Below are 13,281 nucleotides of genomic sequence, written 5' to 3'. Positions count from 1 at the left end.
AAAAAATCAAATTGTATAACACTTTAGTGTGTTGGCTTTTTCTCTACTTGTTGTGCTTTCAATTGTTGTTGCAATTGGGCAAGACGAGTATTCAATAATTGAATTCTGTGATCCTTGTGACGCAATGCCAATTCTAACTGTGTTACGTTTCTCTGTAATTTAACGGTTTTTTTACGAGATGTCATAACTTTTAATGATAACTCGTTTGAAGTTTGATTTCTTTCTGTGTTCTTCTTAGCAGAACCGCTGGCTGAATCTTGTTCTTTCTCTGCGACTAAGCTCATTTCCGCCTGATTTAAGCGATATTTGGCTTTACCTGATTGTTTAGAAGATGCATTCATCACATTGGTGACACTGACTTTTTGCTCTTCTTTTTGAGGATTTCCCGTGTTGAGGTTTAAGGCAACGCCACGACGTAAACGGTTGATATCACCTTGAATAAAGGCGTGTTCATTATTGGTTTTGATTTGTTTCATCACTTCGCCAATCGGGCGATTTTGCTCAGTGGCTACACGTGAAGCGATTGCCCATAGAGATTCATTGGATTGCACCACATGCTTTGTAGTTTGCGCTGTTATTGCTGGGGCATTTTGATGTGGTACAGGTTTTTGTGCAGCAGGAGATGATTCTGCTTTAACTTTGGTGGCAGCTTGTTCCACAGGGCTATTTATTTTTTTCGCCTCGGCACCTTTTAGAGTCGGGGATTCTGCATATTTTTTGGCTAATGGGTCTGCGGAGAGCATTGTGTTGGATACTTTTGGCTGATTTTTTATCGTATTTTGCTGTGCTGTTACTGTATTGGGTTTAACCGATATGACATCCTTTGACGTTACAGCTTGAGGGGCAAGCATGGTCATTGAGGAGATCGGCATGGGTGCAGAACTCGCCGCATTGAGGCTAGGCGGAGCTGTCTTGCGCACCATTAATGGTGCTTCAAATGATTGTTGTGCGATGACTGGTGCTTTTTTAATTTGATATTGCGTGCTTTCAGGGAGTTGCAAAGCAATCTCTTTTTCACTGACAATGCTGATTGGTGTTAACGGTTTTTCATTGCCTTGAGTGCGGACTTGAGTATTGGTCGTGCTGCGTTGCAGCGGCGTTTTGATATGCTGTAATCGCGTTGCATTGCCTTCTTTAATTTTAATAATAACATTCAGTTCAGCTTCGGTGAGTGGACGTGAAGAGGTAATGGTAATGACACCGTTACCCGAACTATCGCGACGGGTAAAAAAATTAAGATGTCCGGGGGGTTGATGTGTTACGCCTAAAGAAAGAAGTTCTTCTACTGTCGCTAAGCTGGCTTGTATTTGTGCATTCGGATCGGCTTGACGGAAATTCATTTCAGCATAGAGTAATTCACCTGGTGCAGATTGAATCTGAATAGGATCAATCGTAATCGCATGAATATTCTGCGAAGCAATAATGGCTAAAATGGCGATCTTTAATTTTTTGTATGCAGTCATTTTAATCTTTAGCTCGGTTTTGTATCGCATTGCGAAGTTGTAGATTAACGAGATGTTGAAGAGTTGTAAAATATTAACATAAAGAATACATAAAAAAAGCCGATCACAATAGATCGGCTTTTGATTTTTGAATCTTTAGCAATTACGCATTTTTATATTCAATTAAGATGCGTAGCATACGGCGTAAAGGTTCCGCAGCCCCCCAAAGCAATTGATCGCCAACAGTGAACGCACCTAGGTATTCTTTACCCATATTGAGTTTACGTAAACGACCAACTGGAACAGTTAAAGTACCAGTGACTGCAACAGGTGTAAGCTCCGTCATCGATGCTTCACGGGTATTTGGAACCACTTTTGCCCATGGGTTGGATTGACGAATCATGTCTTCAATTTCATCCAACGGTACATCTTTCTTCAACTTCAATGTTAAAGCTTGAGAGTGGCAACGCATGGCACCAATACGTACACAGTGACCATCAATCGGTACGATAATTTGTTGATTACCTAAAATTTTGTTGGTTTCAACTTGTGCTTTCCATTCTTCTTTCGACTGACCGTTGTCTAACTGTTTGTCGATATAAGGAATGAGCGAACCCGCTAAAGGCACGCCAAAGTTTGCAGAAGGGAAGCCTTCACCACGTTGTAAGTCGGCAATTTTAGAGTCAATATCTAAGATTGGTGAACGCGGATCATCTAACAAATCTTTAGTATTGTTATATAAATAACCCATACCTGAAATCAATTCACGCATGTTTTGCGCACCCGCACCTGATGCTGCTTGATACGTCATGGCAGTCATCCACTCGACCAAATTGTTTTGGTAAAGCGCACCCATGCTCATCAGCATCAATGAAACGGTACAGTTACCGCCGACGAAGGTTTTGGTGCCTTTGACTAAGCCGTCTTTGATCACGTGCATGTTGACAGGATCAAGCACAATGATCGCCTCATCATCCATACGCAAGGTAGATGCAGCATCAATCCAGTAACCGTTCCAGTTTTCCGCTTTTAATTTCGGGAAAACTTCAGAGGTATAATCACCACCTTGACAGGTAATAATGACATCCATTTGCTTCAGACTATTAATGTCTGATGCATCCATAAGTGCTGGGGCAGTCTTACCACCAAAAGCAGGGGCTTCACCACCTGCATTACTGGTAGAAAAATAGAATGGCTCAAAATGAGCAAAATCATTCTCTTCAACCATACGTTGCATAAGGACGGAACCAACCATCCCGCGCCAACCGACCAGACCTACTTTCATGTCACTTCGCCTCGGTGCGTTAAAATAAAAAGGAGATTCGAGTGTATCAAAAGAGCGCACAACTGCAAGCGCTACACAATGAAAACAGCAATATTGTTGTGTAATATATCTTGTTTATGTTACATGCAAAACTGATATAAATTTATGAATCATGAAAGAATTAAGAATATAAGAGAAGTACATCATGATCTGGGTAGAAGTGTTAGCTGTTGTGGTGATTTGGTTGAGCTTTTGGTCACTCATTCCACGTGATGAATGGTGGTTTCGCGGTGCAGATTTTCCACGCTTACAAATTTTGGTCTTGGGGTTAATTGCCTTTGTGCTGTTGTTGCTCTGGGATCAGCCGTGGGATATCTGGCGGGAACTTATTTTTATTGCCTTAATTGCGGCACTGGCGTATCAACTGAAAATGGTGCTGCCTTATACCTTTATTTGGAAAAAGCAGGTCAAGCAGGTTCGTCAAAATCAGTTGAATTCAAAGCAGCAAATCTCGGTGATTGTGTCCAATGTACTGACGCCAAATCAGCAATATCACTTATTGATTGAACAGATTCGGCAACACCAACCCGATTTAGTTCTGACTTTAGAGTCCGATCAAACTTGGCAAAATAAGCTGTCAGTGATTGAAAAAGATTATCCGTATCGTGTCCCTGTGCCCTTGGATAATTTGTATGGCATGCATTTATATAGTCGTCTTGAATTAAAAGACTCTGAAATTAAGTTTATTTTAAGTGATGAAATCCCCTCGATTCATACCACGGTAATTTTGCGTTCAGGTCAACCCGTGCAGCTTTATTGTTTGCATCCGAAACCGCCCAGTCCAACTGAAGCCAAAGATTCAACCTTACGTGATGCAGAACTGCTGATTGTGGGGGATCAAGTTAAAGATTTGGATCAAAGCTGTATTGTGATGGGGGATTTGAATGATGTGGCATGGTCACGGACAACACGGCTTTTTCAACGCATTAGTGGCTTACTCGATCCGCGTGTGGGTCGACATTATGTCAATACTTTTCATGCCGATTATCCCTTGTTCAGATGGTCTTTAGATCATGTGTTTCATAGTACTGATTTTGCTCTAGTTGAAATGAAGCGCTTGCCCCATATCGGGTCGGATCATTTTCCCGTACATGTGGTTTTACAAACAGGGCGTATTTTTGATCAGCTTCAAGAAGAGCTTGAACAAACTGATGCCGATGAACAAGAGGCACAACAAGCCATTCAAGACGGGATTGAACAAGCAGAAAAAGAAGAAAAAATCGTCACCGATGAAATTGTACAGGATTATAAAAATAAGACTAAAGGGCCTTAAAGTGATAATCGGGGGGAATGGGGGATTAGGGGAATAGTGTACGAAATGGCTTACATTGATTTAGGTCTATGGCGAATAGTCCTTTTAAAAAATTTTACTTAGTATGCACACATCAGCCAAGGAGTTGGGAACGGAACATCCCATTATGGAAGATGATGCTGGTGGATAGTCATCATGGATATGATGCAGCAATGGATAGCCACAACAGAATAAAAACAAAATTTGAAAGCACAACCTTATGAACCCGAGTTTTGCAGGAAGCAGAACTCGGGTTATGCTTTTATAGCCAATGCTAAAAATAAAATGTCAGCGATGCTATAAAATTGAATCAATCAAATGCAGCAGTGCTGATTTTAAAGAATCGAATATTGAACATTTTTTGATTTGAGCCAGTACATTTGAATAAATTTAATCTAAATTTAAAACATCTTTATATAAGTCGATGGTTCGATCACACATCTCTTTTAAACTAAACATGGTGACGGGTTCAACGCTTTGAGGTTCATCTATATGCTGCTGAACGGCATGCAATAATGCAGTTTGATCCGCCACGTCGATTAAACCTTGTGGATAAAGATGAGATAAAATTTCTGCCACACCACCACGATTCCATCCGATCACAGGTGTTCCCACCGATAACGCCTCTAAAGCGGTACGTCCAAAAGTTTCTGCTTGATTGGACAAAGACAGCACCACGTCGCTAAATGCCAGCCATTCACGTATATCTGAACGATGTCCAACAAAAGTAATCTTTTCTCGCAAACCTGTAGATTGAATGTTGTTTTCCAGTTCTTCTAAATAGGCCTGCTTTTTAGCATCAGCTCCACCGACCACGACTGCATGTAGGTTTGGATATTGATTTTGTAATTGTTGCATGAGTTCAATTAACGTTTCATGTCCTTTTAAACGGGTAATACGTCCCGGTAGACAAACTAGAAATTTATTTTCCAGTTGTGGGAAATCTTTAAAAGTTTGATTGATCCAGAGTGCAGAAGGTTGGTAGCCATGAGGAAATTCTTGCGGTGAAATGCCACGATAAATTCGGACAATATGTTCAGGTGGGCAGTTTTGATAATGTTCGGTAATATATTTCACTACACTGTCAGATACGGCAATCACTTTTTCTGCTTGCGTCATAATGGCACTATAACGATTGGTCGAATAAAAACCATGCACGGTAGAGATTAGATGTGGACGTTGCTGTGCAGGAATGCCCTTGAGGGCAAAATGCGTCAGCCAAGCGGGTACGCGTGAACGGACATGCACGATATCAGGTTGATGTTGCCGAATGAGTTTACGCAATGGTCGTATTTGCCACAGGCTGGATAAAGATTTTTTATGAATGGCTAAACTGAGGTGTTGCGAGCCTTCCGCTTCAAGCTGAGCAACCAGACGTCCACCATTTGAAACAACAATCGATTCGTGACCTGCTGCAATCAGTGCACGTGCAATTTCCAATGTGCCACGTTCAACGCCACCACTGTTTAATTCTGGAAGAAGTTGCATAATTTTCATTGGTATTCTCTTCAACTTTTTTAAAAGGTGGTGTTAGTAAATTTCTTCGTAGCCTTCAGGGCGGGTTTTAAAGCGGCGGTGGAACCACATATATTGGGTGGGTGCGATGCGCAGCTGATTTTCAATAATTTTATTCACCAGCGTGGCATCTTCAAGTTCATTGTCACTTGGTATGCTAGTGACCATAGGCTCAAGCAGTACATGGTAACGCGGGTCTTTAATGTCACCATCTCGATAGAAATACAAAGGCACTGCAACTGCTTTTGACATTTTAAGTAAACGACGATGTGCCGTGACTGTCGCGGCAGGTACGTCAAAAAAGGGTGCCATGATGCCTTGTTTTAAACCATAATCTTGGTCGGGACTATACCAAATGGCATGACCATTTTTCAGATCTCGGATTAAGCGCCGCATATCATCATGGTCAATTTGATGGTCATAAATAGTGGCACGGCAGCGGTAGATCAGCATGTCGAGAAGGGGGTTGTTTTGCGGACGATATACGACACCCAGCTCAAAGTACTGTGAGCACAGATAACCGCCTGCATCTAATAAAGTCGAATGTGTACCCAGCAGTAATACGCCTTTGCCATCCGCTTGTGCATGGTGCAGATGTTCTAGACCTTCAATACTGACCCGATCTTTAAACCATTGCGGACAATACCACGCATTTAAGGTTTCAAAAATCCCCAACATTTGATCGACAAAAACTTGTTTGGCATGTTTTTGAAGCTGTTCAGCGCTCCATTCGGGGAAACACACTTCTAAATTTCGAAGCGTGGTCTGACGACGTGATTTAAGGTTGTTGAATGCGATCTGGCCTAAAAAAGTCGCTAAACGATGTTGAATCGCCCACGGTAAAATCGCCAAAATCATGAGAAAAATAATACCCATCCAAATGCCCCAATATTGTGGCAACAGAAATGACCATTGAAATGTACCCGGTTGATAGTTGGTTTTTTTACTCATTGTGTCGTGTGATGATCTAAATTAGACATGAATGTAGTGTAGCACGAACATAATTCTGAAATAAAAAGGCATCTGTAGATTTCTCTACAGATGCCTATTGACGCTAGATGAATTAATTGCCTTTTGACAGGTTATCTAATTCTTCCCAGCGCTCTAATTTTTCAAGCAATAGCTCATCAATTTCAGCCAAACGTGCAGAAATTTTTGCAGCAGCATCAGCATCAGAGATAAACAATGAACCATCAGCCAGCTTTTCATTCAAGCTGGCTTGCTCTGTTTCTAAAGCTTCCATTTCAACAGGCAATTGTTCCAAAGCACGTTGATCTTTATAGCTGAGCTTTGCTTTTTTAGGCACAGCTGCTTCCGCTTTAGCAAGGGCTTTTTTCACATCACTTTTTTGATCAACCGCAGTTTGATCAGGGCGTTGTTCTAGATAGTCCTGATAACCACCGATGTATTCGTCGATATGACCTTTACCATCAAAGACCCAAGTCGAGGTCACGACATTGTCCATGAATGCACGGTCATGCGAGATTAGAAGTAATGTGCCTTTATAACCACCGAGCATTTCTTCTAATAGCTCTAAAGTCACCATATCCAAGTCATTGGTTGGCTCATCCATAACGATTAAATTTGATGGTTTAAGCAGTAGTTTAGCTAACAGAATACGGTTACGTTCACCACCAGACAATGCTTTTACTGGGGTACGCGCACGTTCAGGTGAGAATAAGAAATCTTGCAAATAGCTGTAAATATGACGACGACCGCCATTTACATCAACAAAATCTGTACCTTCTGAAATGTTATCTTTAACCGATTTTTCAAGATCTAGCGCATTACGCAGTTGGTCAAAATAGGCCACTTCAAGCTGTGTACCTGTTTTCACAGTACCGCCATGCTCAATTTCACCTAAAATGGCTTTGATCAGGGTTGTTTTGCCCACACCATTGTCACCGACTAAACCAATACGGTCACCACGTAGTACCAGTGCAGAGAAGTCTTTGATAATCGGTTCTTGGTCGCCAAAAGCAACACTAAGATGTTCGATATCGAAGACCAACTTACCAGAACGATTGGCATCTTGAGTCGCCATGCTCACTTTGCCTTGCTGTGAGCGACGCGCTTTTGATTCTTCACGTAAATCTTTCAATGCACGTACACGACCTTCGTTACGGGTACGACGCGCTTTAATGCCCTGACGAATCCAAACTTCTTCTTCAGCTAAACGTTTGTCGAACAAAGCATTTTGCTTTTCTTCAGCTTCCATTTGCATCGCTTTTAATTCAAGGTAACGTGTATAGTTACCTTCATAGCTGCGCAAAGTACCACGGTCAAGTTCAACAATGCGTGTCGCAATGCTGTCGACAAATGAACGGTCATGCGAAATGAAGAGTAGTGTTAAGTTGTTTTGATCGAGTAGGAATTTTTCTAACCACTCAATACTTTCAACGTCCAAATGGTTAGTTGGTTCGTCAAGAAGTAACACGTCAGGTTGTGTTAAAAGTGCACGAGCCAAAAGGACACGACGTTTACGACCACCCGATAAATCGGCTAAATCAGCATCTGGGTCAAGACCCATCTTGCTCAAAATCGAGTTAACTTTAGTTTCTAAAGCCCAACCATCGACTTGATCAAGTTTGTGCTGGAGTTCGCCCATGTGGTCGCAGGCTGCCATATCACCCAATACACACGCATCACTGGCTTCATGATAAGCTCTGAGAACTGTAGCGGCTTCACCTGCGCCATCGGCAACAATATCCGCAACTTTACCAGAGTCCATGGGTACATCTTGAGCCAGCATGGAAATGGTAATGCCATTTTGTATAGAAACTTCACCACGATCTGGTAGTAAACTTCCCTCAATGAGTTTAAGTAAAGTAGACTTACCTTCACCGTTACGGCCAATCAAACAAACTCGTTCACCGCGTTCCAAATTAAAGTTCGCACCGTCGAGCAGGGAAGGTCCGCCAAACGCAAGTTGGACATCCCTTAATGTAATATAGGCCATACTGTTTCCTGAAATCCAAAGTGAGGACTTAAAATGACTAAACAAAAAAATCTTAATGATCAGGCGTCATTGTCCGCACCCTTAGAAGATTTGCAAGTGCGAATTACATTTTTAGATGATTTAGTTGAACAATTGAATGACCAAGTCACCCGTCAAAATGCCGAAATAGCTGATTTAAAGAAACAAATGCAGTTTTTGTATCAACGCATTGAATGTGCAGATTTATCTGACGGGATTGCCGCTTTTGATCCAATGAGTGATCGACCACCACATTACTGAGTCAATCTTTATCGGTCTTTTTGCTGAATTGATTTGACCTTTTAAGCCAAGCTCGCTCTAATGCGTGCTCAAAGTTTGCTTACTTGTCTATTGAGATTATGTCCAACAAAGTCGTTCTTCTTGATCTTGAAAATAATATGCCAACGGCACAGCTGTTGCGCGATATTATTCAACACTATGCGGTGATTTACCTATTTAACTGCACAGGAAAATTTGAATATTCACTGGAAGATTTAACCGAGTTTTCAAGTTGGGTCAGCAGTGGTCAAGTGGTGATTTTAGAAACCGCAGAGGTCGATCAAAAAGAATTTGAATATGCGGTGGTGGTTGGGCAGCTGATTGCCTTGTTAGAACCTGACACGTGTATTGAAGTCATTTCTGCTATGCCTAGCAGTGAAATGTTACTTGAAATGATGCAGTCATCGAATATGAACTGTAGCCTGATTCACGTTCAGGCTGAAGAATCTTCTTTTAATTCAAAATATAAAATTCCAACTGTTGAAACAATTAAGCAAAAACCGAATCTATTGTTGGTGAAAAAATATTGTGATGTTTTGGGTGGAATGAAAGGAAAACCCAACTCGATTGAGAAACTTAAAAACTCGATCAGTAATATTTTGCAAGTGGCCAGTGAGCAAATCCAGCCTCTGATCGGTTTGTTGATTAATTTAAAAATTGTAAAACGCTATGATGAGCAAATTAGCTTTCGTAAAAAAGTGTTGAAACAATGGATGCAGCTTGATTTAGATGCACTGACTCCTTTAGAAGACGTGCAAAATACGAGCGAAATATTTGCCCAGCAGCAACGAGAATCTGGGTCAGATGAGGGGCTAGAACAGTCAAATACCATTCATCATGCACAAAAAGATTTGTTTAAAAACTTCTCGAAAATTGATCCTGTTCAGGTGGTGGTTGCGCGTAAATTACGTGAATTAAAATCAGACAAGCCGAAAGATATTTATGCTTTACGGGATTTATTAGAACAAATTTTCCCCAAATCGGATGTTCGATTATTGCTTAAAGAGTTGATTGAGAAAGGATATATTTATTGGGATGGCAGTGAAGTACTGTATAGCCATGAAATGTTCCTCAATTAATTTCATCGCTGAAACTTGCGTTTTATATTCAGCTTATGCAACTCTAATAAAGGAATAACAAGGTTGTACTATGGAAAATACGGGTATTTGGGTTATTGGCTTCATTATTCTTTTTGTTTTAGGCTCGATTTTGGGTCTTCGCGTCAGTCCGCGAGAAAAAGCATTGGGAATGATGCGTGAGAAAGCACGCAAGATGGGGTTGCATCCACGTTTAGTTGCGGCTCCCGATTGGACTAAAATTCCAATGGCCTCCTCAAGCCGTGCCAGTATGGTTGCCTATTACAGTGTTTTAATTCCTGATGCTCGCTTGCCCCTTATGCGTGCACGTGTTGAAGATCAGCAGCTCAAAGTGGTGCAGGGGAATGATAAGTTTAACGCTTTACCCATTGCATTAAAGGGCATTTATGCTATTGATATGCAGGCAAACTGTGTAGGACTCTATTGGGATGAAGAATCTGACCTTCGAGCAACACAGTTAGATGACATTAAAACTTATTTACAGTCTTTGGCTGAATTTTAATTTATATACCTATTTAAACAGGAATGACGGTTGACTATGGCGAACGCTCCTCGGTCCACATCCAAAAGCACCACAGCAAAATCACCGAGTGCTGCGAAAAAACGTGCCTTAGTGATTGTGGAGTCGCCTGCAAAAGCGAAAACAATCAATAAATATCTCGGCCCAGATTACATTGTAAAATCATCAGTCGGGCATGTCCGTGACTTACCTACGGGGGGGGCTAAAAGTACAGAAAAAAAACCTGTATCACGCGCTAAACTGACCGATGAACAGAAAGCTGAGAAATCACAAATGGCCTTGGTCAATCGTATGGGTGTAGACCCTGAACACGATTGGAAAGCGCATTATGAGGTGCTTCCTGGTAAGGAACATGTAGTTGCGGAACTGAAAAAACTGGCATCGCAAGTCGATGAAGTCTATCTCGCAACGGATATGGACCGTGAAGGGGAAGCCATTGCTTGGCATTTAAAAGAAGTGATTGGTGGTGATGATTCACGTTATCAACGTGTGGTCTTTAACGAAATTACCAAAAATGCCATTCAAGAAGCCTTTAAGCATCCCTCACGCTTAGATATCGATAAAGTCAATGCCCAACAAGCACGTCGCTTCTTAGACCGTATTGTGGGCTTTATGATTTCGCCATTGCTGTGGGAAAAAATTGCCCGTGGTTTATCGGCAGGTCGTGTACAGTCGGTTGCGGTGAAATTGGTGGTTGAGCGCGAACGTGAAATTCGTGCCTTTATTCCTGAAGAATATTGGCAAGTTTTTGCAGACACCAAATCGAAAAAGGATGAGATTCGTTTAGAAGCAGTGAAACAAGGTGGCAAAACCTTAAAACTGCAAAATAAAGCACAAACCGATGCTTTATTAAAAATTCTTAATGATGCGGAATATAAAGTTTCTGTTCGTGAAGATAAACCCACCAAGGTGAATCCAAGCGCGCCATATATCACTTCGACTTTGCAACAAGCGGCAAGCACGCGTTTAGGTTTTTCTGTCAAGAAAACCATGACCATGGCGCAGCGTTTGTATGAAGCGGGTTTTATCACTTACATGCGTACTGACTCGATATTCTTAAGTGATGATGCGGTCAGCATGGTGCGTGATCACATTGAAGCTGAGTTTGGGGCAAAATATTTGCCAGCTAAACCAAATAAATATGGCAATAAAGCCGGCGCACAAGAAGCCCATGAAGCGATTCGTCCATCTAATGTTGCGCTAAAAGGCGATAGCCTTGTTGGTGTAGATCGTGATGCCCAGCGTTTATATGATCTCATTTGGCGTCAGTTTGTAGCATGTCAAATGACATCTGCGGAATATTTATCTTCTACGATTTTAGTCGATGCCAATGGGGTAGAACTTAAAGCCAAAGGTCGTACTTTGGTGTTTGATGGTTTCACTAAAGTGCGTGGTGCCAACAAAGCCGATGATGATGTGTTATTGCCTGCGGTTAAAGTCGGTGAAGTTCTTAAACTTGAGAAGCTAGATCCCTCTCAGCACTTTACTAAGCCGCCTGCACGTTTTACCGAAGCATCATTGGTCAAAGAGTTAGAGAAGAAAGGCATTGGTCGTCCTTCAACCTATGCGGCCATTATTTCCACCATTCAAGATCGTGGTTATGTGAAGTTGGATAACCGTCGTCTCTTTGCCGAGAAGATGGGCGAAATCGTGACCGATCGTCTTGATGAAAACTTCAATAACTTAATGAATTATGCTTTTACCGCTGATCTTGAAGGTCAACTGGATAAAGTCGCAGATGGTGAGCGTAACTGGAAAGAATTGCTGGATAATTTCTACGGTGACTTTAAAAAACGCTTAACCAAAGCACAAGGTGAAAACGGCATGCGCCGTAATCAGCCTGTGGAAGTGGATGCGGTGCATTGTAAAGAATGCGACCGTCCGATGCAGATTCGTACGGGAACGACGGGTGTATTTTTGGGCTGTTCAGGCTACAACTTGCCACCGAAAGAACGTTGCAAAGGCACATTGAATTTGACTCCTGTTGAGTCGCTCGCTGTATTGTCGGATGATGACAGTGCAGAAACAGCAGATTTGATGTCGAAAAAACGCTGCCCAATTTGCGAAACGGCAATGGACAGTTATGTGATTGATGGTGGTCGTAAATTGCATATCTGTGGTAATAACCCAGACTGTGAAGGTTTTGAACTTGAAGAAGGTGAGTTCAAAATTAAAGGTTACGATGGTCCAAGTATTCCATGCGACAAATGTGACGGTGAAATGCAATTGAAGACGGGTCGTTTTGGACCCTACTTTGCCTGCACCAGCTGTGACAACACGCGTAAAGTCTTGAAAAGTGGTCAACCTGCACCGCCGCGTGTCGATCCTATTAAAATGGAACACTTGCGTTCAACTAAACATGATGACTTCTTTGTGCTTCGTGATGGCGCGGCTGGTTTGTTCTTGGCAGCAAGCAAATTCCCGAAAGTACGTGAAACACGTGCACCGAAAGTAGCAGAATTGCGCTCAGTGGCAGATCAACTTGATCCAAAATATCAGTTTATTTTGCAAGCACCTGATGTGGATCCTGAAGGGAATCCAACCTTGGTGAAATTTAGCCGTAAAAATCAAGTGCAATATATTGGTTCTGAAAATGCTGAGGGTAAACAGACCAAATGGAGTCTGGTCTACCAAGATGGAAAATGGGTTGAAGCTTAAATATTGAAAGATGTAAAAATGCCGACGAAAGTCGGCATTTTTTTGTCGTTCCATTTTGGAAATAACTGATCAAAGTGAAATTACGAGACATCGTTAAGGTAGTGCAACAAATTTTTCATTACATCACATGAGTTAATGTCATTTATATATTGCCTGAATAATTAAGCTTTTTAAAAGT

Annotated in this window: 10 protein-coding genes; 5 read left to right on the top strand and 5 right to left on the bottom strand. The window is 41.7% G+C overall.

Annotated features, from left to right (window positions below):
* Window positions 1-23 precede the first annotated feature (23 nt).
* Both B9T24_RS06640 and asd read right to left on the bottom strand, forming a co-directional pair.
* Window positions 24-1,463 carry a hypothetical protein gene (locus tag B9T24_RS06640; protein WP_086165058.1) on the bottom strand — a complete coding sequence of 480 codons (1,440 nt, stop codon included), beginning with the start codon at window positions 1,461-1,463 and terminating at the stop codon, window positions 24-26.
* 142 nt (window positions 1,464-1,605) lie between these two features.
* Window positions 1,606-2,727 carry an aspartate-semialdehyde dehydrogenase gene (gene asd, locus B9T24_RS06635; protein ID WP_086165057.1) on the bottom strand — a complete coding sequence of 374 codons (1,122 nt, stop codon included), beginning with the start codon at window positions 2,725-2,727 and terminating at the stop codon, window positions 1,606-1,608.
* A 184-nt stretch (window positions 2,728-2,911) separates the two neighbouring features.
* On the opposite strand from asd, the gene B9T24_RS06630 reads away from it, so the two are divergent.
* The gene (locus tag B9T24_RS06630; protein ID WP_086165056.1) at window positions 2,912-4,039 is read left to right on the top strand and encodes an endonuclease/exonuclease/phosphatase family protein; all 1,128 of its coding nucleotides are present in this window, start codon (window positions 2,912-2,914) and stop codon (window positions 4,037-4,039) included.
* 408 nt (window positions 4,040-4,447) lie between these two features.
* Here the strand turns inward: B9T24_RS06630 and B9T24_RS06625 are convergent, their stop codons facing one another.
* The 3 genes from B9T24_RS06625 to B9T24_RS06615 form a co-directional block, all read right to left on the bottom strand.
* Entirely contained in the window at window positions 4,448-5,554 is a 1,107-nt protein-coding gene (locus B9T24_RS06625; protein WP_086165055.1) for a glycosyltransferase family 4 protein, read from the bottom strand.
* Between the two features lie 33 nt (window positions 5,555-5,587).
* Window positions 5,588-6,523 (bottom strand): lauroyl acyltransferase, encoded by a 936-nt coding sequence (locus B9T24_RS06620; protein ID WP_086165054.1) that lies wholly within the window; start codon window positions 6,521-6,523, stop codon window positions 5,588-5,590.
* Between the two features lie 112 nt (window positions 6,524-6,635).
* Window positions 6,636-8,531 (bottom strand): ATP-binding cassette domain-containing protein, encoded by a 1,896-nt coding sequence (locus tag B9T24_RS06615; protein WP_086165053.1) that lies wholly within the window; start codon window positions 8,529-8,531, stop codon window positions 6,636-6,638.
* 33 nt (window positions 8,532-8,564) lie between these two features.
* Here B9T24_RS06615 and B9T24_RS06610 point away from each other — a divergent pair, with 33 nt between their 5' ends.
* The 4 genes from B9T24_RS06610 to topA all read left to right on the top strand — a co-directional run bounded on the left by B9T24_RS06610 (window position 8,565) and on the right by topA (window position 13,103).
* Window positions 8,565-8,810 (top strand): SlyX family protein, encoded by a 246-nt coding sequence (locus B9T24_RS06610; RefSeq protein WP_004649886.1) that lies wholly within the window; start codon window positions 8,565-8,567, stop codon window positions 8,808-8,810.
* A 98-nt stretch (window positions 8,811-8,908) separates the two neighbouring features.
* Window positions 8,909-9,907: a hypothetical protein gene (locus B9T24_RS06605; protein ID WP_086165052.1), complete on the top strand. Its 999-nt coding sequence runs from the start codon at window positions 8,909-8,911 to the stop codon at window positions 9,905-9,907.
* Between the two features lie 70 nt (window positions 9,908-9,977).
* A complete protein-coding gene (locus B9T24_RS06600) occupies window positions 9,978-10,427 on the top strand; it encodes an ammonium transporter (protein WP_004649884.1) in 450 nt (149 codons plus the stop codon).
* A gap of 36 nt (window positions 10,428-10,463) precedes the next feature.
* A complete protein-coding gene (gene topA / locus B9T24_RS06595) occupies window positions 10,464-13,103 on the top strand; it encodes a type I DNA topoisomerase (protein WP_086165051.1) in 2,640 nt (879 codons plus the stop codon).
* Window positions 13,104-13,281: the final 178 nt, after the last annotated feature.

Source organism: Acinetobacter sp. ANC 4654 (assembly GCF_002135425.1).
Classification (GTDB): Bacteria; Pseudomonadota; Gammaproteobacteria; order Pseudomonadales; family Moraxellaceae; genus Acinetobacter; species Acinetobacter kyonggiensis.
Note: the sequence above shows the minus strand (reverse complement) of the source record. Positions and strands in the feature narration are given on the sequence as shown.

Coding starts and splice junctions, on each gene's coding strand:
- B9T24_RS06640 (WP_086165058.1), bottom strand. CDS start 1,463: ATGACTGCATACAAAAAATTAAAGATCGCCATTTTAGCCATTATTGCT.
- asd (WP_086165057.1), bottom strand. CDS start 2,727: ATGAAAGTAGGTCTGGTCGGTTGGCGCGGGATGGTTGGTTCCGTCCTT.
- B9T24_RS06630 (WP_086165056.1), top strand. CDS start 2,912: ATGATCTGGGTAGAAGTGTTAGCTGTTGTGGTGATTTGGTTGAGCTTT.
- B9T24_RS06625 (WP_086165055.1), bottom strand. CDS start 5,554: ATGAAAATTATGCAACTTCTTCCAGAATTAAACAGTGGTGGCGTTGAA.
- B9T24_RS06620 (WP_086165054.1), bottom strand. CDS start 6,523: ATGAGTAAAAAAACCAACTATCAACCGGGTACATTTCAATGGTCATTT.
- B9T24_RS06615 (WP_086165053.1), bottom strand. CDS start 8,531: ATGGCCTATATTACATTAAGGGATGTCCAACTTGCGTTTGGCGGACCT.
- B9T24_RS06610 (WP_004649886.1), top strand. CDS start 8,565: ATGACTAAACAAAAAAATCTTAATGATCAGGCGTCATTGTCCGCACCC.
- B9T24_RS06605 (WP_086165052.1), top strand. CDS start 8,909: ATGTCCAACAAAGTCGTTCTTCTTGATCTTGAAAATAATATGCCAACG.
- B9T24_RS06600 (WP_004649884.1), top strand. CDS start 9,978: ATGGAAAATACGGGTATTTGGGTTATTGGCTTCATTATTCTTTTTGTT.
- topA (WP_086165051.1), top strand. CDS start 10,464: ATGGCGAACGCTCCTCGGTCCACATCCAAAAGCACCACAGCAAAATCA.